This is a genomic window from Klebsiella sp. C239, assembly GCF_048822715.1.
GTDB classification, from domain to species: Bacteria; Pseudomonadota; Gammaproteobacteria; order Enterobacterales; family Enterobacteriaceae; genus Klebsiella; species Klebsiella quasipneumoniae.
In genome coordinates, this window is the sequence record NZ_JBMEZK010000007.1 from 1 (window position 1) to 19,488 (window position 19,488).

The following is a 19,488-nucleotide window of genomic DNA, read 5'->3' on the forward strand; positions in this document are numbered from 1 at the left end:
AGCGGCTTCCACGGCGGCTTTACGCGGCTCGGCCGCCGGGGCTTCCGCCGGCGCGGCCTGCTGTTCGGCTTTGCGCGCTTTAGCGCGGGCGATGGCGGCTTCCACCGCGGCTTTACGCGGGTCGGCCGGCTCGGCCGACGGGGCTTCCGCCGCCGCGGCCTGCTGTTCAGCTTTGCGCGCTTTGGCGCGGGCGATAGCGGCTTCCACGGCCGCTTTGCGTGGATCGGCAGCGTCGGTCGACGGAGTTTCCGCCGGCGCGGCCTGCTGCTGCGCTTTACGCGCCCGGGCTTCGGCCTTCCGCGCTTCGCGGGCGGCGATCGCCTCGCTGTTGTCCGGTCTGGCGCCGGCCTGAATCACGATAGGCTGCGCGGCGTCGCGCTGTTTATCACGTACCCGGGCCAGGGCGGCGTTAATCGCATCCTGATCTTTGGCGGCAGGCTGGACGGCGGCTTTTTTATGCCGCTCGGCGCGGGCCGCTTTCTCACGCTCCAGGCGCGCCTGTCGGGCCTCGAATCGCGCTTTGGCTTCCGCAGCGCGCTGCTCTTCCTGACGAATCGCCGCGATCTCGGCTTTCTCCTGACGGAAGTACTGCACCAGCGGAATATTGCTTGGGCATACCCACGCGCACGCGCCGCATTCGATGCAGTCCGCCAGATTGTGGGCGGTGGCTTTATCGTGCTGCTGGCCTTTGCTGAACCAGTAAAGCTGCTGCGGCAGCAGATCGGCCGGGCAGGCGTCGGCGCAGGCGCTGCAGCGAATGCAGCCTTTCTCTTCCTGCGGCTCGCCCATTTCGCTGGCGGAGGGCGCTAACAGACAGTTGGTGATCTTCACCACCGGGACGTCGAGCCCCGGCAGGGTAAAGCCCATCAGCGGCCCGCCCATGATCACCATCGGCTCGGCGCTGGCGCAGAAGCCGGCGTCGTTAAGCAGATGGCGCACCGGCGTGCCAAGGCGCGCCCAGACGTTGCCCGGCCGGGTTACCGCCTCGCCGGTGAGGGTGACCACGCGCTCGGTTAACGGCTCGCCGTCAATCACTGCGCGTTTCACCGCATAGGCTGTACCGACGTTCTGCATCAGCACGCCAATGTCCGAAGAGCGACCACCGTGGGGTACCTGTTTGCCGGTGAGAATTTGGGTGAGCTGCTTGGCGCCGCCGGAGGGGTATTTGGTGGGGATCACGCGCAGCGAAATGCCATGGGCGTCGCAAAGCACCGCCCGCAGCATCGAGATGGCCTGCGGCTTATTGTCTTCAATGCCGATCAGCACCTCGTCAGGCTGCAGAATATGGGCAAGGATGCGGATCCCTTCGACAATCTGCGCCGCGCAGTCCTGCATCAGACGGTCGTCCGCCGTGATATAGGGTTCGCACTCGGCGGCGTTAATGATCAGCGTTTTAATTTTATCGCCGCCGCCGCGCAGTTTACTGCCGGTGGGGAAGCCCGCGCCGCCGAGGCCGGCAACGCCAAACTGGTGGATGCGCTCAATCAGCGCTTCACGGGTGCGGGTCTGATAGTCGCTCCAGCCGTCGCGTTCGATCCAGCGGTCTTCGCCGTCGGCGTCAATGATCACGCTCATCTCCGCCAGCGCGGACGGATGGGCAGTGGTGTGCGGGGCGATAGCGGCAACGGTGCCGGAGGTGGGAGCGTGAACCGGCAGCATTCTTCCCCAACCGCGGGTCAGCGGCTGGCCGCGCAGCACCCGGTCGCCGACCTTGACGCACAGTTCGCCTTCGGCGCCGATGTGCTGCTTCAGCGGGATCACAAAGCGCTGCGGCAGGGAAACCTGGCGCAGCGGGGTGCCGTTAGACTGGGTTTTCATCTCCGGCGGGTGAATACCGCCGTTAAAATCCCAGACTTTATCTTTTCGGAAAGCGGAAAATAGCTTAAACATGTTGTTCCACAGGAATATTTCGCACCGGGATCGTATTCAGATCCCATTTCCAGGTTTCCGGGGTCGTCGCCACCGGAACGAGTGAAATGCACTGGGTCGGGCAGGGGGCAACACACAGGTTGCAGCCGGTGCACAGGTCGCTCATCACGGTATGCATGGCGCGGGTCGCCCCGACAATGGCATCCACCGGACACGCCTGAATACATTTGGTGCAGCCGATGCAGATCGGCTCGTCAATCACGGCGAGCATGCGGGCCGGCTCGGCTACCTGCTCGTCGCCGTCGACGGGCTGCGGGTCGACGTTGAGCAGGGCGGCGATTTTTAACATCACCGCTTCGCCACCCGGCGCGCAGCGGTTAATTTTCTCACCCTGCACGCCCACCGCTTCCGCATAGGGGCGGCAGCCAGGGTAGCCGCACTGCCCACACTGGCTCTGCGGCAACAGTTCATCAATTTTTTCCACCACCGGGTCGTCCTGCACCGCGAAACGGCGCGACGCATACCCCAGTATTAAGCCGAAAATCAGCCCTAACAGGCTGATGGCGATCACGGCTATCCAGACTGCGCTCATTACAACTTCACCAAACCACTAAAGCCCATAAAGGCCAGAGACATTAAACCGGCGGTAATCAGCGCGATGGCATTACCGCGGAACGGCGCGGGGACATCGGCCACCACCAGACGCTCGCGGATCGCCGCGAACAGCACCATCACCAGCGAGAAGCCGACGGCGGCGGCAAAACCGTACAGCGCCGACTGCAGGAAATTGTGGCCCAGATTGATGTTCAGCAGCGCCACCCCAAGCACCGCGCAGTTGGTGGTGATCAGTGGCAAAAAGATCCCCAGCAGGCGATAAAGCGCCGGGCTGGTTTTACGCACCACCATCTCAGTGAACTGAACCACCACGGCGATAACCAGAATAAAGGCCAGGGTACGTAAATAAACCAGATTTAGCGGGATAAGGATCCAGGTATCAATCAGCCAGGCGCAAATAGAGGCCAGGGTCATCACGAAGGTGGTCGCGAGCCCCATTCCCATTGCGGTTTCCAGCTTTTTGGAAACACCCATAAACGGGCACAGGCCAAGGAACTTCACTAAAACGAAGTTATTGACAAGGACAGTACCGATAAAGAGCAGTAAATAATCAGCCATCATGCGACCTGAAACGAAAAAAAGCCGCTTATTATCGAATAAAACGATACCGGCGACAACAGGTTAAGTGTGGGGTTTTTACGGATTAACAAAGGTCCGTTTGACCCGCTGTGAACGGCGAAAATAGGGCGCCAGCAGCGCGGCGGCCAGCAGCGGAAACAGTAGCTGACGCAGAGCAAGGGCATCCGAAACGGGGGAGAAGGCAAACGCCTTTATCGCCAGCAGCAGCGTAATGAGCAGCCAGATAATATAGTGTTTCGGCACCAGCGAGCGCCGCTTGAAAAAGGCGATGGTCAGCCAGAGCGTATAAAACCACATGGCGATGGCAAACAGCAGCGAGGCGACCCACAGCGCCATGTGTCCGGTGCTCATGGCGCGCAGCAGGGCCCAGGTCTGCGGCGACATGAGGGCATTGGCAAAAAATAGCAGCGATAACGAGGCGCTCAACAGCGCCAACAGCAACCAGGCCAGCGGTGCCAACAGCCAGCCGCCGATGCGCTCCGCAGATTGAGACGTCATGTTTCTCCCCTATTCAACGCCAGTATATAAAAGCAGGCCGGGAAGTATAAGCAACTGGCGTGAAGGATGACAGTCTTACTGCACGAATCGCCAAACGGATTTAGGCACCTGGCCCACATCGAACAATTTACCACCGGAAACCAGCTCTGCCCGGCGATGGTCGGCGGCGCGATACATATTAACGATCTCTTCGGTGTCAGTCAGGGAGTAGTTAAGGTGATCAAATAGTTTTTCAAGACTTTCCAGCGAACTGATTTTGCGGAATTTTAATAAATAGTCCAGAACGGTCATTTTCGTATCCATTTTATAATCGGAATAATTACGTTGAATATTATCAGCATTCACTAAACCTACTCTCAACCAACGGCGCCTTCTGCCGGGGCCGCGTGGCATGATTCAGGTTATAAAAACCCATGACAAGGAGCAAAGCCAACCTTGAAGAGCAGGGAGATGTTTAAGAATATTCTAAATCAGACCGGGCGCCGAATGGCGCCCGCAGGAGAAGATTAACGCTGTTCGCCGCGGCTGGCAATAACAGATTTGTACCAATAAAAACTCTTCTTTCGTTTGCGTGCCAGATTTTGCTGGTGGTCCACATAGACAAAGCCATATTGCTTTTGATAACCGTTGAGCCAGCTCAGCAAATCGATAAACGACCAGGGATAATAGCCGCGGACGTCCGCTCCCTGCGCCAGCGCCTTTTCCAGGGCGCCAATATGGCTGCTCAGATAGTCGATTCGCGGATCGTCGACCACCTCACCGGCAATAATCGGGTCTTTCGCCCCAAGGCCATTCTCGGTGATATAGATCGGGATATCGCCATAGCGCGCCTTGATCATCATAATGCCGTCGGTCAGCCCCTGCGGCCAGATCTCCCAGCCCCATTCGGTATAGGTGCTTTGCGGATTACGCACGAAATAGAATAACCCCTCCACGCCAGGCTCGCCGCCGGTGGGGATTTCGGGCGGCTGGGCGGATACCGTTTCCCGACGATAGTAATTCAGACCGATAAAGTCACAGCGGTTGTCTCGCAGCAGCGCGTCGTCCCCTGGAGCAAAGCGCGGTACGCCCCACAGCGCTTGAGTCTGCGCCAGCAGGGCAGCAGGATAGGCGCCTTTTAGCACCGGATCGTACAGCCAGTGGGTATGGATGGCGTCAGCCAGGTCGGTAGCCTGCCGGTCTGCCTCGCTGTCGGTGAGTGGGGTATGCGGCTGCAGCACATTGACGAAACCAATCTCGCCCGCCACGTCCATCTCGCGAAAAGCCTTCACCGCCAGCGCATGGGCGATAAACACGTGATGACAGGCCTGGATGGCGCGCGCCGGATCGCGAACGGCCGGGGGATGCAGGCCGTTAATGTAGCCGTGGCCGATGAAGACAATGGTCTCGTTAAAGGTTGCCCACAGCTTCACCCGCGAACCAAAGCGCGCGTAGCACAGGCGGGCGTACTCGGCGAAGGCCTCGGCGGTGCTGCGTGCTTCCCAGCCGCCCTCATCCTGCAGGGCCTGCGGCAGGTCCCAGTGATAGAGGGTGATCATCGGCTCAATATTATGCGCCAGCAGTTCATCGATCAGATCGCTATAAAACTGCACGCCTGCTTCATTAACCTCGCCGCGCCCGGTGGGCAGCAGGCGGGGCCAGGAGATGGAAAAGCGATAGCTCTGCAGGCCCATCTCGGCCATCAACGCCACGTCTTCGCGAAAACGGTGATAGTGATCGACGGCGATATCGCCGGTGGTCCCTTCAAAGGTGGTTCCCGGCAGGTGAGAGTAAATATCCCAGATTGACGGTCCTTTACCGTCAGCGTCGTGCCCACCTTCGACCTGATACGCTGCGGTAGCGGCACCCCATAAAAAATGTTGCGGAAAAGCGGCCATGAAAAAGCTCCCAGTCTGATGATAGAGGGAGTGTAATCAAAGCAAGGAGAAGTGTGCAACCGGTTTCTGAAACCGGTTGCACAGTTGCGAAGCAGGTCACTGTTTCACGGCGGCGCTACTTTGTCTGCACCACATCCGCTGGCGGTGGCGACTGGTAATTATCAATATGGTGCGCGATAACCAAAAGCAGTGCGGAAATCCCAAAAACAATCCAGCCAATAAGTTCTACAATACGGGTAAAAACAGTCGTCATAACACTTCAATATCCTTTGAACACAGTGGGAAATGTTACTCCATGGTCAGCAGATCACAAGGGGTATCTGTCTGATTTTGCACGCATGCGGTAAAACCGTAAGTGGAAAAATGATAAGTTTGAGTCGCGGTTTGTAAGAATATTCTCATTAACCAGATATTGACATCAGCTGAATAAGCGAGGCGGTAACATGAGTGATGCGATCCGGGTGGGGCTGGTGGGCTATGGCTACGCCAGCAAAACGTTTCATGCGCCGTTAATCAGCGGCACGTCGGGCCTGGCGCTGACGACGGTCTCCAGCAGCGACGCGGCCAAAGTTCATGCCGACTGGCCTGGCGTGAAGGTGGTCAGTGCGGCGAGTGAATTGCTGAACGACCCGGAGATCGATCTGGTGGTCATCGCCACGCCGAACGACACGCACTTCCCACTGGCGAAAGCGGCGCTGGAGGCCGGGAAGCACGTGGTGGTGGATAAACCCTTTACCGTGACACTGTCACAGGCTCGCGAGCTGGAGAGCCTGGCGAAGCACTGTGGTCGGGTGCTGTCGGTATTTCACAACCGGCGCTGGGACAGTGATTTCTTAACGGTCAGAACGTTGATCAACGAAGGCCAGCTGGGAGAGGTGTGTTACTTCGAATCACATTTCGACCGTTTCCGGCCGCAGGTGCGCCAGCGCTGGCGGGAGCAGGCGGGCCCCGGGAGCGGAATTTGGTATGATCTTGGACCGCATCTGCTCGACCAGGCGGTGGCGCTGTTTGGTCTGCCGGTGAGCATCACGGTCGATCTCGCTCAGCTTCGGCCCGGCGCGCAATCCACCGACTATTTTCACGCGGTGCTGGCCTATCCCCAGCGGCGGGTGGTGCTGCACGGCACATTGCTCGCCGCCGCGGAGAGCGCGCGCTTTATCGTCCACGGCTCGCGGGCCAGCTATATCAAGTACGGTCTCGACCCGCAGGAGGAGCGGTTGAAAAATGGCGAGCGTTTGCCGCAGGAGGACTGGGGGTATGATATGCGTGACGGTACCCTCACTCGCGCTGAAGGCGACGAACGCAGCGAGGAGACGTGGCTGACGCTGCCGGGCAATTATCCCGCTTACTATGCCGCTATCCGCGATGCGCTCAACGGGGTGGGAGAAAACCCGGTCCCGGCCAGCGAGGCGATTCAGATCATGACCCTGATTGAGCTCGGTATCGAGTCGGCCCGGCACCGCGCCACGCTCAGCCTGGTGTGAAAAATAGCCCGGCAGCGCGGCTGCCGGGCCGGTAATCAGCCTTTGGCCACCCGCTGAATGAGCGCGGCTTTTTCCTGTTCGCTGAGAAACGCCTGAGTCAAACCGTTGATCTGCGCCTGGCGGATCTGCTCCCGGCTCAGCCCCGCCGCCGGCGCCGCCACGGTGTATTCGTGGATAATGTCGACCCCCTGGACCGCCGGATCGTCAGTGTTGAGACTCGCCAGCACGCCGTGCTCAAGGAACTGCTTCAGCGGATGCTGGGCCAGAGAGGGCACGGTGCTGGTTTGCACGTTCGAGGTGAGGCAGGATTCAATCCCGATGCGGTGCTCGGCCAGATAGTCCATCAGGGCGGGATCCTGTACCGCTTTTACCCCATGGCCGATGCGCTCGGCGCCCAGTTCACGGATGGCCTGCCAGATACTTTCCGGGCCGGCCGCTTCGCCAGCGTGGACGGTGATATGCCACCCGGCATCGCGGGCCTGGTTAAAATGACTGAGGAACAGCGCCCCCGGGAATCCCAGCTCATCGCCAGCGAGGTCGAGGGCGGTGATGCCATCGCGGTGGGCGAGCAGGGCCGCCAGCTCTTCCTGGCAGGCCGCTTCGCCAAAGGTGCGGCTCAAAATGCCGATCAGGCGGGCATCGACCTGGAAATCGCGGCACCCCTCACGTACCCCGGCGATCACTGCCTCTACCACGCCGTCGACCGGCAGCTGGTGGGTCATCGCCATATAGCGGGGGGAGAAGCGCAGCTCCACGTAGTGCAGGCCATTGCGCGCCGCGTCTTCGACGTTCTCATATGCCACGCGACGGCAGGCTTCCAGCGAGGCCAGGACTTTCACCCCCCAGTCGAGCTTGGCGAGAAAACTGACCAGATCGGGCTCCAGGCTGGTGACCTGGACGTGGGGACGCAGCGTGTCAAGGGTGGTAGCGGGAAGGGGGATGTTAAACTCGCGGCCAAGATCGAGGATGGTTTGGGCCCGGATGTTACCGTCAAGGTGGCGGTGAATGTCGGTTAATGGCAATGAGGAATCAATCATGGTCGCACTCTTTTTTTAGTTAAAGTGCACGTCATTATACAACAGATACCTAACGCTTTAAAACGATTGAAAAAAGGCAAAAGAAACAAACGCCTGCGCCAGGCCCGGCCGGCGCAGCAGAATGCGGCGCATAATCATTTACATTTATATTTTATTTGAATGTATTCATGTTACATATTAAATTCTGCTTACTTTATCGACGATGAGGCAGGGATGCGGGTGTGGAAAGCGTAATCCATAATAATATTGAGGGTTTTCTGCTGTTGTTATTAAGCATGTGGCCCATTCTGTTGGTGGTATTCGTTGGCGTCGCCATCTCCTTCTATACCATGCTGTTACGCAAAACGGCGCTGGCCTGCCTGCTGTTCGCCGTCGCCATCGGCGCCGCAGGCTGGAGCTTTGCCTGACGCCAGGCCTCAGGGTTTATCCAGCAGGCTCATACTGGAGGTGGCGGCGCCATCATTCAGATTGGACGGCGAATGCCAGTCGCGGCCCGCCAGGGCGCTGTCTCCCTGACCGCTGCTGGCGACGCTGTCCTGCTGCGTCGACAGCGTTGACCCTTCAAGCGCTTCCTCTGCCCCCGACTGGTCGGGCAGAGAACTGCTGTATCCGCCATTGTTCGAATACGTATCCATACCGTTGACTTCATTCGGCACCGTGTCGGTGGTGGTCCCGTCATCGTTAATGCAAAATGAGCCGCCGATGCCGTTAGGCTGACAGTCCGCGGCGAAAGTCGGGCTGGCCAACGCGGTCAGCAGCAATAGCGGTAAGCTGATTTTCTTCATTTTTATCTCCATACGCAGCGTGGCCGACAGATGTTCTCAACTATAGAGGGGAGAGCACGGCGGCAGGTAACAAAACTGTTTAATTTTGTAATAGCGCATGGTATCCGGCGCCCGTTCGCGTGGCCCGGGCGCAGCGGCTCGGCACAATGCGGTAATCATTTGTTAATTCAACGTAAAGGTTAATGAAAATTTAAGGGAAGGCCGCTATGTTGGCAGCATCACACTTTCCATTAAGGATATTCCATGCGCGATAAATATTCCGGCCTGCAGATTGGCATCCACTGGCTGGTCTTCTTGCTGGTGGTGGTGGCCTATGCGGCGATGGAGCTGCGCGGATTTTTCCCCCGCAGCGATCGGCCGCTGATTAATATGATTCATGTTTCCTGCGGGATCGCCATTTGCGTGCTGATGGCGGCGCGTCTGCTGGTGCGGCTGAAAACGCCGACGCCGCCGATCGTGCCGAAGCCGTCGCCAATGATGACCGGTTTCGCCCATCTCGGCCATCTGGTTATTTATCTGCTGTTTATTGCCCTGCCGCTGATCGGCATGGTGATGATGTACTGGCGCGGGAATCCCTGGTACGCCTTTGGCCTGACGATGCCGTATGCCCCGCAGAGCGATTTTGAGCGGGTGGACACCCTGAAAGCGATCCATGAATGGTTAGCGAATGCCGGTTACTTCGTGATTGGCCTGCATGCCTTTGCCGCGCTGCTCCATCATTACTGGTGGAAAGATAATACCCTGCTGCGAATGATGCCCCGTAAGCGCTGAATCACTCGCTTCAACATTCAGACCCCGTCCCGCGACGGGGTTTTTTTTGCCTTTGCGGCTAATAAAATATAGTATACCCCCCTATATGATACGGAGGCGTTATCGTGCCACATTCACCTGAAGATAAAAAACGGGCCCTCAGCCGCGTACGCCGCATCCGCGGCCAGGTTGAAGCCCTTGAACGCGCGCTGGAGTCAGGCGAACCCTGTATGACTATCCTGCAGCAGATCGCCTCGATTCGCGGGGCGGCAAACGGTCTGATGGGCGAAATGGTGGAGATCCACCTGCAGGACGAGCTGGTCAGCGGCGACACCACCCCGGACCAGCGGGCCGCGAGAATGGCAGAGGTCGGTCATCTGCTACGATCTTATTTAAAATAACATCACGACGAGGAAGAGACAGTTATGAAATCACGCGCAGCAGTGGCCTTTGGCCCCGGTCAGCCGTTAAAAATCGTAGAGATTGACGTCGCGCCGCCGAAAAAAGGCGAAGTTCTGGTGAAAATCACCCATACCGGCGTGTGCCATACCGATGCCTTCACCCTTTCCGGCGACGATCCCGAAGGCGTCTTCCCGGCGGTGCTGGGCCATGAAGGCGGCGGCGTGGTCGTGGAAGTGGGCGAGGGCGTCACCAGTCTTAAGCCGGGCGATCATGTCATCCCGCTGTATACCGCCGAATGCGGCGAGTGCAAGTTCTGTAAGTCGGGTAAAACCAATCTCTGTCAGGCGGTGCGCGCCACCCAGGGCAAAGGGCTGATGCCGGACGGCACCACCCGTTTCTCGTATAACGGCGAACCGATTTATCACTACATGGGCACCAGCACCTTCAGCGAATACACGGTCTGCGCTGAGATCTCGCTGGCGAAAGTCAATCCGCAGGCGCCGCTGGATAAAGTGTGTCTGCTGGGCTGCGGCGTGACCACCGGCATCGGCGCGGTGCACAACACGGCGAAGGTTAAGCCCGGGGATACCGTCGCGGTCTTTGGTCTGGGCGGCATCGGCCTGGCGGTGATCCAGGGCGCCGTGCAGGCGCAAGCCGGGCGCATTCTGGCGGTCGATACTAACCCGGATAAGTTCACTCTCGCGAAAGAGATGGGGGCTACCGACTTTATCAACCCCAACGACTACGATAAGCCCATTCAGGATGTGATCGTTGAGCTGACCGACGGCGGGGTGGATTTCAGCTTCGAGTGCATCGGTAATGTCAATGTTATGCGCGCGGCGCTGGAATGCTGCCATAAAGGCTGGGGCGAGAGCGTCATTATCGGCGTGGCCGGCGCCGGGCAGGAGATCAAGACCCGTCCGTTCCAGCTGGTGACTGGCCGGGTGTGGCGCGGCTCCGCCTTTGGCGGCGTGAAAGGCCGTAGCCAGCTGCCGGGAATGGTGGAAGACGCGATGGCGGGTAAAATTCGCCTCGACCCGTTTATTACTCATCGCCTGCCGCTGGCGCAAATTAACGAGGCCTTTGACCTGATGCATGAAGGCAAATCGATTCGCACCGTGATCCACTTTGGCGACCAGTAATCGCTAACGCGCAAGGCGTTTCGTCAGCAGCAAAAAAGGGCCCGAATGGGCCCTTTTGCTTAGGTCAATCAGTGATGGTCAGGAAGCGCATAGGCGATAATGTAATCCCCGCGATCCGGAGACTGACGGGCGCCGCCCGCATTGATAATGATGTACTGCTTACCGGTTTTCGGCGACACGTAGGTCATCGGGCCGGACTGACTGCCAACCGGCAGACGGGATTTCCAGATCTCCTTGCCGTTAGCGGTATCAAAGGCGCGCAGGTAGAAATCCTGAGTGCCGGCGAAGAACAACAGCCCGGACTGCGTCGCCAGCGACGCGCCAAGGGTCGGCATACCGATCGGAATCGGCATATGCATGCGGATCCCCAGCGGCCCGGTATCCTCTACGGTGCCTACCGGCACCTGCCACACCAGTTTCCCGGTTTTCAGATCCACAGCGGACATGGTGCCGAAAGGCGGTTTCTGGCACGGAATGCCCAGCGGCGACAGGAAACGTTCGCGCATGGCGCCAAACGGCGTGCCTTCCATCGGCACGATGCCCATCTCAATGCCGCTGGCGTCTTTCGCTACCTTCTCGCGCGGCACCATATAGTTGGCGAGACCGAGACGCATATCGTTAACGAACATCAGGCTGTTGTTGGGATCCACCGAGACGCTGCGCCAGTTCATGCCGCCGAGCGAGCCCGGGAACTGCAGGGAGCGGTCTTCCCCCGGCGGGGTAAAGACCCCCTGGTGGCGCATCTCTTTGAACTGGATACGGCACAGCAGCAGGTCGATCGGCGTCGCGCCCCACATATCGGACTCGGTCAGCGTCTGGTTGCCGATCATCGGCATTCCCACCGAGTAAGGCTGCGTCGGCGAGTAGCGCTCGCCTTTGACGTTGCCCACCGGCACCGGTCGCTCTTCCACTTTCGCCACCGGCTCGCCGGTTTCGCGATTGAGCATAAAGATCATGCCCTGCTTGCTGGTCTGCACCAGCACCGGGGTGGTGCCGCCCTTGCCGTCAGGCAGATCGTACAGCAGCGGCTGAGACGGCAGGTCAAAGTCCCACAGGTCGTGGTGGGTGGTCTGGAAGTGCCAGCGTACCTGGCCGGTCGCGGCATCCACAGCGACGATGGAGGAGCTGTATTTGTCGTCCAGCGCGGTTCGTTCGCCGCCGAAGAAGTCTGGCGTAGCGTTGCCGGTCGGCAGATAGATCAGGTTCAGCTTCGCGTCGTAAGACATCGCCGACCAGACGTTCGGCGTGCCGCGCGTATAGGTCTGGCCCTCCGGCGGTACGCCGGTCAGCGCCGGATTACCCGGATCCCACGCCCAGGCCAGTTTACCGGTATGGACGTCAAACGCGCGGACCACCCCCGGCGGTTCGCCGGTAGAGTAGTTATCCGCGACGCGGCCGCCCACCACCACCACATTGCCCGCGACCAGCGGGGTGGAGGTCTGTTGATAGTAGCCCGCTTTGACTTCGCCCATTCCGACGCTGAGGTCGACAATACCGCGATCGCCGAAGCTCTCGCACAGTTTGCCGGTGTCGGCATCAATGGCGATCAGGCGGGCATCGATCGTCGGCAGGAACAGACGACGGGAGCAGGCGGCAGGCTGGGCACCTGACGCTGGCGTCGTCTGCGCCTGGCTATCTTCGTAATAGCCTAAGCCGCGGCAGCGCTGCCAGTTAGGCGAAGAGGATTTGGAGTCATAGCGCCATTTCTCTTTGCCGCTGTCGACATCCAGCGCCAGCACTTTGCTGTATGGGGTACAGACGTAGAGGGTATCGCCAATCTGCAGCGGGGTATTCTGATCTTCCGCGCCGGAGCCATTGCTCTGCGGAATATCCCCAGTATGCGCCACCCAGGCTACCTGCAGCTGGTTGACGTTGTGCTTGTTGATTTGATCGAGAGCGGCGAAGCGGTCGCCGTGGGTGGTGTTGCCCCAGTGCGCCCAGTTTTTCTGCTCTTCGCCCGGCGCGACGGGTTTCACCGGTACCGCTTCCGTGGCGCTGACCAGCGGTTCGGATTTAAACATCCAGCCAAAGCTTCCCGCCAGCGCCACGGCGAGCACGGCGGCGATGGCAAAAGCCGGGCCTTTTTTCGCCGGCGGGCTGGCGAGGAAAGGCCAGACCAGGGCGGCGAGAAAGGCCAGCACGCCAAGGGCGAACAGGCGCGAGAAGAGCGGCCAGAAGTTCCAGCCAGCGTCGCCGATCGCCCAGATCACTGAGGCGATAAACGCCACGGCGTACAGCAAAATCCCGCCGCGGCGGCGACGGAAAATTAGCACTGCCGCGATAACCATCACCACGCCCATAAGCGCAAAGTACAGCGTGCCGCCGACGAGAGCCAGTTTTGCCCCCAGAATACCGATAGCCAGACCGATGATCAGCATCAGTCCGGCGAGAAGCCACTGCAGGATCCGGGGGAATCCGCGCGGCGCGTTGCCAGTTGTCATGAAATCTCCTTAACCACACCAGCCACCTCATTACGAACCAAATGAAACAAAGTTATTTTGTTTTATTTTTGAATGAAGCGGTTTGTATCTTCATAAAGCCAAATTTATTGCCTGCTTTGATTTCATATGAACCATTTGGTGAAATCGCGATATGATAGATCTGTTAAAGAAATTTGCGCAAATGTTAATAAATAATTTCGCACTAAATGATTATTTTGCTGAATGTGTCTCAGTCGGCGTCGGCTCCCCGGCCGCGACGGGCCGGGGGAGCGGCGGATCAGGCAGGCATTGATTTACGAATAGCGCTGAGCAGGGTGTGCGTCCCGGGGGTCAGCGTCGCATCGACGCGGGTTAAAATGCCGATGGGCTCCCCGGCGCCCTGGGTGGCAATCGGCAGGGCGGTTAGTACGCCACGGCGAAGATCGTCTTTCACCGCCCCGGAAGGGACGAACCAGACATAGTCAAAATCAACCGTTAGCTGGCGCGACAGGGAAGCGGACAGAGTCTCGATGCAGCCGGCGGGCATTTTACACCCCTGGCTCTGGAGCAGCGCTTCGGCGTTTTGCCGCGGCACTGTGCCCTTTGGCGAGACCACCACCGGCCACTCCATCACCCGACTGAGGGTCACCGTCTCCTGCAGCAGGGGATGTCCCGGACGAACCACCAGCTTAAGGGATTCCAGGAACAGCAGTTCGTAATGCAGGCCGCTCATCAGCTCCGGATCGGACATCCGTCCGATGCCGATGTCGATCTCCCCGGACTTTAACCCGGCGAGCAGCATGGTGTTGTTCATGGTGGCGACCTGCAGCGTGATATCTTTTTGCTGCTTATGGAACTGGCCGATCACCGTCGGCAGGATCCCCAGCGCGGCGGTAGGTAGCGCGCCGATGCGTACAATGTCGTTATTCAGGCCCTCTTTACGGTTCAGCGCCTGGCCCGCCGAGTTAAGGGCATCAAGCACCTTCACGGCATGAGTCAGAAACTGTTCCCCGACCAGGGTCAGCTGCGCCCCCAGACGTCCCCGCTCAAACAGACGGGTACCGGTCAGCTGTTCAAGTTCGTTAAGCGTTTTTGAAAGTGCTGGCTGGCTCAGATTTAAAGTTTCAGCCGCGCGCCCCAGCGTTCCCTGTTGAGCGACGGCCACGAAGGTGTGTAGATGGCGCAAGCGAATGCGCTGACTGAAGAGACCATTTTTTTCCATAGTAAGATGATGTTAAAAACACAGCGGTGAAAGAGACAAGCGGCCTTGTTTAAATTTGATAACCAGATAGCAAAATATTTTTAACATTTGAGCTGATTACATTACAAGATCTTCCCCTATGGTTTAACACGCCACCGCCCCGGCTGTGCGGGGCGACGGCGGTGGTCAGCATGGCCGCTAGATATCGAAAAAGACGGTTTCGTTCTCGCCCTGCAGATAAATGTCGAAACGATAGACCACTTCCGCACCGCGAACTTCGCGCTCAGCGATTAAGGTTTTGCGTCTCACCTCCCACTCGATGAGATTCAGCACCGGGTCGCTGGCGTTGGCCTCGTGCTCATCGGCAAAATACATCCGCGTATTGAGGCCAATATTGATCCCCCGGGCCACCACCCACAGATTGACGTGCGGCGCCATCAGACGGCCATCGCGGCCAACCACCGCGCCGGGCTTGATGGTTTCAAAGCGCCAGACGCCGGAGGTGAAGTCAGAGCAGGTGCGCCCCCAGCCGCGAAAGCCCGGGTCGACCGCTTTCTGCTGCTGACGATCGTCAGGATGGTTATAGCGTCCCGCGGCGTTGGCCTGCCAGATCTCCAGCAGCACATCGCGGACCGGGGTTCCTGAGCCGTCGATAACCCGGCCTTCAATGGTGATCCGTTCCCCGACGGTATCGGCGGTGGTGAGAACCGGACCAAAATTTTTCTCAAAAATATGGAAACCCGCGGCGTCCGGCGCCAGACCGATATGAACATAGGGTCCCGCGGTCTGCGAGGCGGTTTCAGGCAGATACTCTTTCATCGGGCGGCCCCCTGAGTGCGATTTTCAAACAGCGTGGCGCGATGGCCGCGCAGAACAAGGTCGAAGCGGTAGGCCAGACAATCCAGCGGCACGGCGGCGTGCATGTCCAGCTCGGCGATCAGGGTGCGCACGGCGTCGTCATTATTAATGGTTCTGACGATCGGGCACTGCTTGATTAGCGGGTCGCCTTCGAAATACATCTGGGTGATCAGGCGCTGGGCCCAGGCGTCGCCCGAGAGCGAGAAATGAATATGCGCCGGACGCCAGTCGCTGGCCTGGTTGCGCCAGGGGTAGGGGCCGGGCTTGATGGTGCGAAAACAGTAATAGCCGTTCTCGTCGGTCAGCACCCGGCCGCAGCCGCCGAAGTTCGGGTCAATCGGCGCCAGATACTGATCTTTTTTATGTCGATAGCGGCCGCCGGCATTGGCCTGCCAGACTTCCACCAGGGTGTTTTTCATCGGTCTGCCGAAGCCATCCCGCACGTAGCCGTGCACAATGATCCGCTCGCCAATCGGCAGGCCTTCTTTGGCATAGTTAAGGATAAGGTCATTATCCAGCGGACCCAGGTCGTCGCGGCTAAACACCGGGCCGGTGATCTCCGACAGCGAGTTCTGCAGGGAGATCAGGGCGTTTTTCGGGGAGCGCAGGACGCTGGTTTTATAGCCCGGGGCGTAAGCGGGCGGGTGACTACTGTAATCGCGATGGATAACCTCGCGCGGGGACCATTTATCGTTCATCGGGTACTCCGTATAGAGGGTAGAGGGGCATGTTGTTGTAATGTCGCCAGAAACAGTGTGTGTAAATGTATTGTTAATTTAAAGTGAAATTACCGAGTGTTTTTCATAACCATCGGTTATGTTCTGCGCTATGCCCGTGACCGGAAGCAGGTTATCGCCATCACAGTTTGTAAATTCTTCCCCCCGCCGGGAGGCAGCTTTCCTACACTCCAGGAAGTATTCACTGGAGGTAACACATCATGGCGAACACCATCACGGCTGATGAGATTCGGGAGCACTTTTCGCAGGCCATGTCGGCCATGTACCAGCAGGAAGTTCCGCAGTACGGGACGCTGCTGGAGCTGGTGGCTGACGTCAACCTGGCGGTACTGGAAAATAATCCGAAGCTGCATGAACAACTGGCCAACGCCGACGAGCTGGCGCGTCTGAACGTTGAGCGCCACGGGGCGATCCGCGTGGGCACAGCGGAGGAACTGGCGACGCTGCGTCGCATGTTTGCCATTATGGGGATGTATCCCGTCAGCTATTACGATCTCTCGCAGGCCGGCGTGCCGGTTCACTCCACGGCGTTTCGTCCTGTCGACGATGCCGCGCTGGCGCGCAATCCGTTTCGGGTTTTTACCTCGCTGCTGCGTCTGGAGCTGATCGAAAACCGCGCTCTGCGCGAGCGGGCCGAGGCGATCCTCGCCCGGCGCAACATATTCACTCCCCGCTGCCTGGCGCTGATCGCCCGGCACGAAGCCGAAGGGGCGTTCACCCCAGCGGAAGCCCGCGAGTTTGTGCAGGAGGCGCTGGAGACCTTCCGCTGGCACCGGCATGCCACCGTCGATGAGGAGACCTACCACGCGCTGCATCGCGAGCATCGCCTGATTGCCGATGTGGTCTGCTTCCCGGGATGCCATATCAACCACCTCACGCCGCGGACGCTGGATATTGACCGCGCGCAGGCCCTGATGCCGGAGTGCGGTATTGAGCCAAAGGCCCTGATCGAAGGCCCGCCGCGCCGGGAGGTACCGATCCTCCTGCGGCAGACCAGCTTCAAGGCGCTTGAGGAGCCGGTGATGTTCGCCGGCGAACACCGCGGCACCCACAGCGCCCGCTTTGGCGAAATTGAGCAGCGCGGCGTGGCGCTGACGCCGAAAGGGCGCGCGCTGTACGACCGGCTGCTGCAGGCGGCAGGGACCGGCAAAGACAATCTCAGCCACCAGCTGCATCTGCAGGAGGTGTTCCGCGAATTTCCCGACAGCGAATTTCTGCTGCGTCAGCAGGGGCTGGCCTGGTTTCGCTACCGCCTGACGCCGGCTGGCGAGGCCCATCGCCAGGCGTTTCGCCCGGGCGACGATCCCCAGCCGCTGATCGAGCGCGGATGGGTGGTGGCCCAGCCCATCGTCTATGAGGATTTTTTACCGGTCAGCGCGGCGGGCATTTTTCAGTCCAATCTGGGTAACGAAACCCAGGCGCGCAGCCACGGGAATGCCAGCCGCGAAGCCTTTGAGGCGGCGCTGGGCTGCCCGGTGCAGGATGAGTTTGAACTGTACCGGCAGGCGGAGGAGCGCAGCAAACGACGTTGCGGTCTGCTGTAAAATCAGTACCCTGCTGGCATCAGCCTTACAGGGAGCAGGTTATGCAACATCCGTCGAAACCGTTGGCGAAAACCCGGCAGGGCACGCTGGCCGGGAGCGCAGAGCAGGGGATCCATATCTGGCGCGGCATTCCGTACGCCGCGCCGCCCGTGGGGCCGCTGCGCTGGCGCGCGCCGCAGCCTCCCGCCCGCTGGCATGGCGTGCGTCAGGCCGACGCCTTTTCCGCCGCCAGCTGGCAGGACATTGACTACTGCCGCGAACTTGGCGGCGGGGATCCCGGCCGCTTCAGCGAAGACTGTCTCTATCTCAACGTCTGGGCCCCCGCCAGCGCAGCGCAGCCGCTGCCGGTGATGGTTTGGTTGCACGGCGGCGGGTTTACCATCGGCGCCGGCAGCCTGCCGCCTTACGATGGCCTGGCGCTGGCCAGCCGCGACGTGGTGGTGGTGACGGTCAACTACCGACTGGGCCATCTTGGCTTTTTCGCCCATCCGGCATTGGAGGAAGAGGCGGGCGAGCGTCTGTATAACTTCGCGCTGCTCGACCAGATCGCCGCCCTGCAGTGGGTCCAGGAGAATATTCACGCCTTCGGCGGCGACGCCGCCAACGTTACGCTGTTTGGCGAATCCGCCGGGGCGCGCAGCGTGCTGTCGCTGATGGCCTCGCCGAAAGCGAAAGGGTTGTTCCATAAAGCGATTATTCAGAGCGGGTATACCTTACCCGACCTGCCGCGAGAAAAGGCGCTGGAGAAAGGCCGCCTGCTGGCGGAACGCTTCGCCTTGCCGCAGGCCAGCGCCGAACAACTGCGGGCGATCCCGGCGGAGGCCTTCTGGTCGCTAACCGCCCCGCTGAATATCGGGCCAGCGCCCATCGCCGGCGATGTGGTGCTTCCGCAGCCGATGCTGGAGACCTTTTTTGCCGGGCGCCAGCATCCGATGCCGGTGATGATCGGCTCCAATAGCGATGAAGCCAGCGTGATGGCGGTGTTTGGGGTCGATATCGCCGGGCAGATCCAGAAGCTGCGCCGCGAGCGCCGTCTTGGGCTGGGACTGATCAAACTCCTCTATCCCGGCGTGAAGGGGGATGAAGCGCTGGGGCGGGAAGTCTGTCGGGATATGGCGTTTACCACCCTCGGCTATGTGGTGATGCAGGCCCAGCAGCGCGTGGGCCAGCCATGCTGGCGGTACTGGTTCGATTATGTGGCGGAAGCGGAGCATGATGTCTATCCGCACGGCGCCTGGCACGGCAACGAGGTACCCTACGTGTTTGATAACCTGCGGCTCACCGACCCGGTGCGGCAATATGCCAGTGAAGCGGATCTGGCCTTCGCCGCTCAGGTCGCTGACTACTGGGCCCAGTTTGCCCGCGTCGCCAGCGGCGAGCAGGTGCTTGCCGGCGCGGTGCGCTGGCCGGCGTGCGTGCGCGGACGGGATCGTCTGTTGCGCATTGGCCTGCATAAGCGTGCCGGCTTTAAAGTGGAGAATCGCTTTATGCGCGCCCGGCTGGCGCTGTTTCGCCGGGTGATGAAGCATCACGTGACCCTCGAATAAAGGGGATGGGTCGCGGCTCAGCAGGTCGCGGCTCAGCTGCAGGCCGCGGGCGGCTAAGAAACGCCCCGGCGATGAGACGGGATGAGTGCTGTCCGCTTTGTTTGCAGGCGGGCCCTGGGCTGGATATTGCGCTCTCCCTCCGC

At 59.8% G+C, this 19,488-nt stretch carries 20 protein-coding genes; 7 read left to right on the plus strand and 13 right to left on the minus strand.

Annotated features, from left to right (window positions below; genetic code table 11):
* The 7 genes from rsxC to blr form a co-directional block, all read right to left on the minus strand.
* The coding region (gene rsxC / locus ACOI6Z_RS18475; protein ID WP_420687476.1) for an electron transport complex subunit RsxC at positions 1-1,890 on the minus strand (1,890 nt) is incomplete at its 3' end.
* Positions 1,883-2,461: an electron transport complex subunit RsxB gene (gene rsxB, locus ACOI6Z_RS18480; RefSeq protein WP_065812563.1), complete on the minus strand. Its 579-nt coding sequence runs from the start codon at positions 2,459-2,461 to the stop codon at positions 1,883-1,885. The genes rsxB and rsxC, both read right to left, overlap by 8 nt.
* Positions 2,461-3,042 (minus strand): electron transport complex subunit RsxA, encoded by a 582-nt coding sequence (rsxA, locus tag ACOI6Z_RS18485; protein ID WP_002907658.1) that lies wholly within the window; start codon positions 3,040-3,042, stop codon positions 2,461-2,463. The genes rsxB and rsxA overlap by 1 nt, the downstream gene beginning before the upstream one ends.
* A 78-nt stretch (positions 3,043-3,120) precedes the next feature.
* A complete protein-coding gene (locus ACOI6Z_RS18490) occupies positions 3,121-3,561 on the minus strand; it encodes a DUF2569 domain-containing protein (RefSeq protein ID WP_023289920.1) in 441 nt (146 codons plus the stop codon).
* A gap of 75 nt (positions 3,562-3,636) precedes the next feature.
* Positions 3,637-3,852 (minus strand): transcription modulator YdgT, encoded by a 216-nt coding sequence (ydgT, locus tag ACOI6Z_RS18495; RefSeq protein WP_004202843.1) that lies wholly within the window; start codon positions 3,850-3,852, stop codon positions 3,637-3,639.
* A gap of 215 nt (positions 3,853-4,067) precedes the next feature.
* Positions 4,068-5,438 carry a GH1 family beta-glucosidase gene (locus tag ACOI6Z_RS18500; RefSeq protein ID WP_065812564.1) on the minus strand — a complete coding sequence of 457 codons (1,371 nt, stop codon included), beginning with the start codon at positions 5,436-5,438 and terminating at the stop codon, positions 4,068-4,070.
* Between the two features lie 115 nt (positions 5,439-5,553).
* Entirely contained in the window at positions 5,554-5,691 is a 138-nt protein-coding gene (blr, locus tag ACOI6Z_RS18505; protein WP_012541534.1) for a division septum protein Blr, read from the minus strand.
* A gap of 190 nt (positions 5,692-5,881) precedes the next feature.
* Here blr and ACOI6Z_RS18510 point away from each other — a divergent pair, with 190 nt between their 5' ends.
* Positions 5,882-6,922 (plus strand): oxidoreductase, encoded by a 1,041-nt coding sequence (locus ACOI6Z_RS18510; protein ID WP_044523534.1) that lies wholly within the window; start codon positions 5,882-5,884, stop codon positions 6,920-6,922.
* A 35-nt stretch (positions 6,923-6,957) separates the two neighbouring features.
* Here the strand turns inward: ACOI6Z_RS18510 and add are convergent, their stop codons facing one another.
* Positions 6,958-7,959: an adenosine deaminase gene (add, locus tag ACOI6Z_RS18515; protein ID WP_064157929.1), complete on the minus strand. Its 1,002-nt coding sequence runs from the start codon at positions 7,957-7,959 to the stop codon at positions 6,958-6,960.
* 221 nt (positions 7,960-8,180) lie between these two features.
* Between add and ACOI6Z_RS18520 the strand changes: the two genes are divergently transcribed.
* Entirely contained in the window at positions 8,181-8,366 is a 186-nt protein-coding gene (locus ACOI6Z_RS18520; protein WP_004202827.1) for a hypothetical protein, read from the plus strand.
* 9 nt (positions 8,367-8,375) lie between these two features.
* On the opposite strand, the gene ACOI6Z_RS18525 is transcribed toward ACOI6Z_RS18520, so the two are convergent.
* Positions 8,376-8,744, minus strand: coding sequence for a hypothetical protein (locus tag ACOI6Z_RS18525; protein ID WP_004202826.1), 369 nt, complete (start codon positions 8,742-8,744; stop codon positions 8,376-8,378).
* Positions 8,745-8,987: 243 nt separating this feature from the next.
* Between ACOI6Z_RS18525 and cybB the strand changes: the two genes are divergently transcribed.
* The 3 genes from cybB (at position 8,988) to ACOI6Z_RS18540 (ending at position 11,038) form a co-directional block, all read left to right on the plus strand.
* Positions 8,988-9,515 (plus strand): cytochrome b561, encoded by a 528-nt coding sequence (cybB, locus tag ACOI6Z_RS18530; protein ID WP_023289917.1) that lies wholly within the window; start codon positions 8,988-8,990, stop codon positions 9,513-9,515.
* Positions 9,516-9,619: 104 nt separating this feature from the next.
* Positions 9,620-9,895: a metal/formaldehyde-sensitive transcriptional repressor gene (locus ACOI6Z_RS18535; protein ID WP_004202822.1), complete on the plus strand. Its 276-nt coding sequence runs from the start codon at positions 9,620-9,622 to the stop codon at positions 9,893-9,895.
* A gap of 24 nt (positions 9,896-9,919) precedes the next feature.
* The gene (locus ACOI6Z_RS18540; RefSeq protein ID WP_023289916.1) at positions 9,920-11,038 is read left to right on the plus strand and encodes an S-(hydroxymethyl)glutathione dehydrogenase/class III alcohol dehydrogenase; all 1,119 of its coding nucleotides are present in this window, start codon (positions 9,920-9,922) and stop codon (positions 11,036-11,038) included.
* Between the two features lie 68 nt (positions 11,039-11,106).
* Here ACOI6Z_RS18540 and ACOI6Z_RS18545 read toward each other — a convergent pair whose 3' ends face one another.
* The 4 genes from ACOI6Z_RS18545 to pcaH all read right to left on the minus strand — a co-directional run bounded on the left by ACOI6Z_RS18545 (position 11,107) and on the right by pcaH (position 16,215).
* A complete protein-coding gene (locus ACOI6Z_RS18545; RefSeq protein ID WP_420687477.1) occupies positions 11,107-13,479 on the minus strand; it encodes a membrane-bound PQQ-dependent dehydrogenase, glucose/quinate/shikimate family in 2,373 nt (790 codons plus the stop codon).
* 277 nt (positions 13,480-13,756) lie between these two features.
* A complete protein-coding gene (locus tag ACOI6Z_RS18550) occupies positions 13,757-14,680 on the minus strand; it encodes a LysR substrate-binding domain-containing protein (protein ID WP_023289914.1) in 924 nt (307 codons plus the stop codon).
* Between the two features lie 177 nt (positions 14,681-14,857).
* Positions 14,858-15,478, minus strand: coding sequence for a protocatechuate 3,4-dioxygenase subunit alpha (pcaG, locus tag ACOI6Z_RS18555; protein WP_023289913.1), 621 nt, complete (start codon positions 15,476-15,478; stop codon positions 14,858-14,860).
* Positions 15,475-16,215, minus strand: a complete 741-nt coding sequence (pcaH, locus tag ACOI6Z_RS18560; protein WP_004202816.1) for a protocatechuate 3,4-dioxygenase subunit beta — start codon at positions 16,213-16,215, stop codon at positions 15,475-15,477. Before pcaH ends, pcaG begins: the two co-directional genes overlap by 4 nt.
* A gap of 239 nt (positions 16,216-16,454) precedes the next feature.
* Here pcaH and ACOI6Z_RS18565 point away from each other — a divergent pair, with 239 nt between their 5' ends.
* The gene (locus ACOI6Z_RS18565; RefSeq protein ID WP_023289911.1) at positions 16,455-17,798 is read left to right on the plus strand and encodes a VOC family protein; all 1,344 of its coding nucleotides are present in this window, start codon (positions 16,455-16,457) and stop codon (positions 17,796-17,798) included.
* Positions 17,799-17,839: 41 nt separating this feature from the next.
* Complete coding sequence (locus ACOI6Z_RS18570) at positions 17,840-19,345, plus strand: carboxylesterase/lipase family protein (protein ID WP_023289910.1); 1,506 nt, start codon at positions 17,840-17,842, stop codon at positions 19,343-19,345.
* Positions 19,346-19,488: the final 143 nt, after the last annotated feature.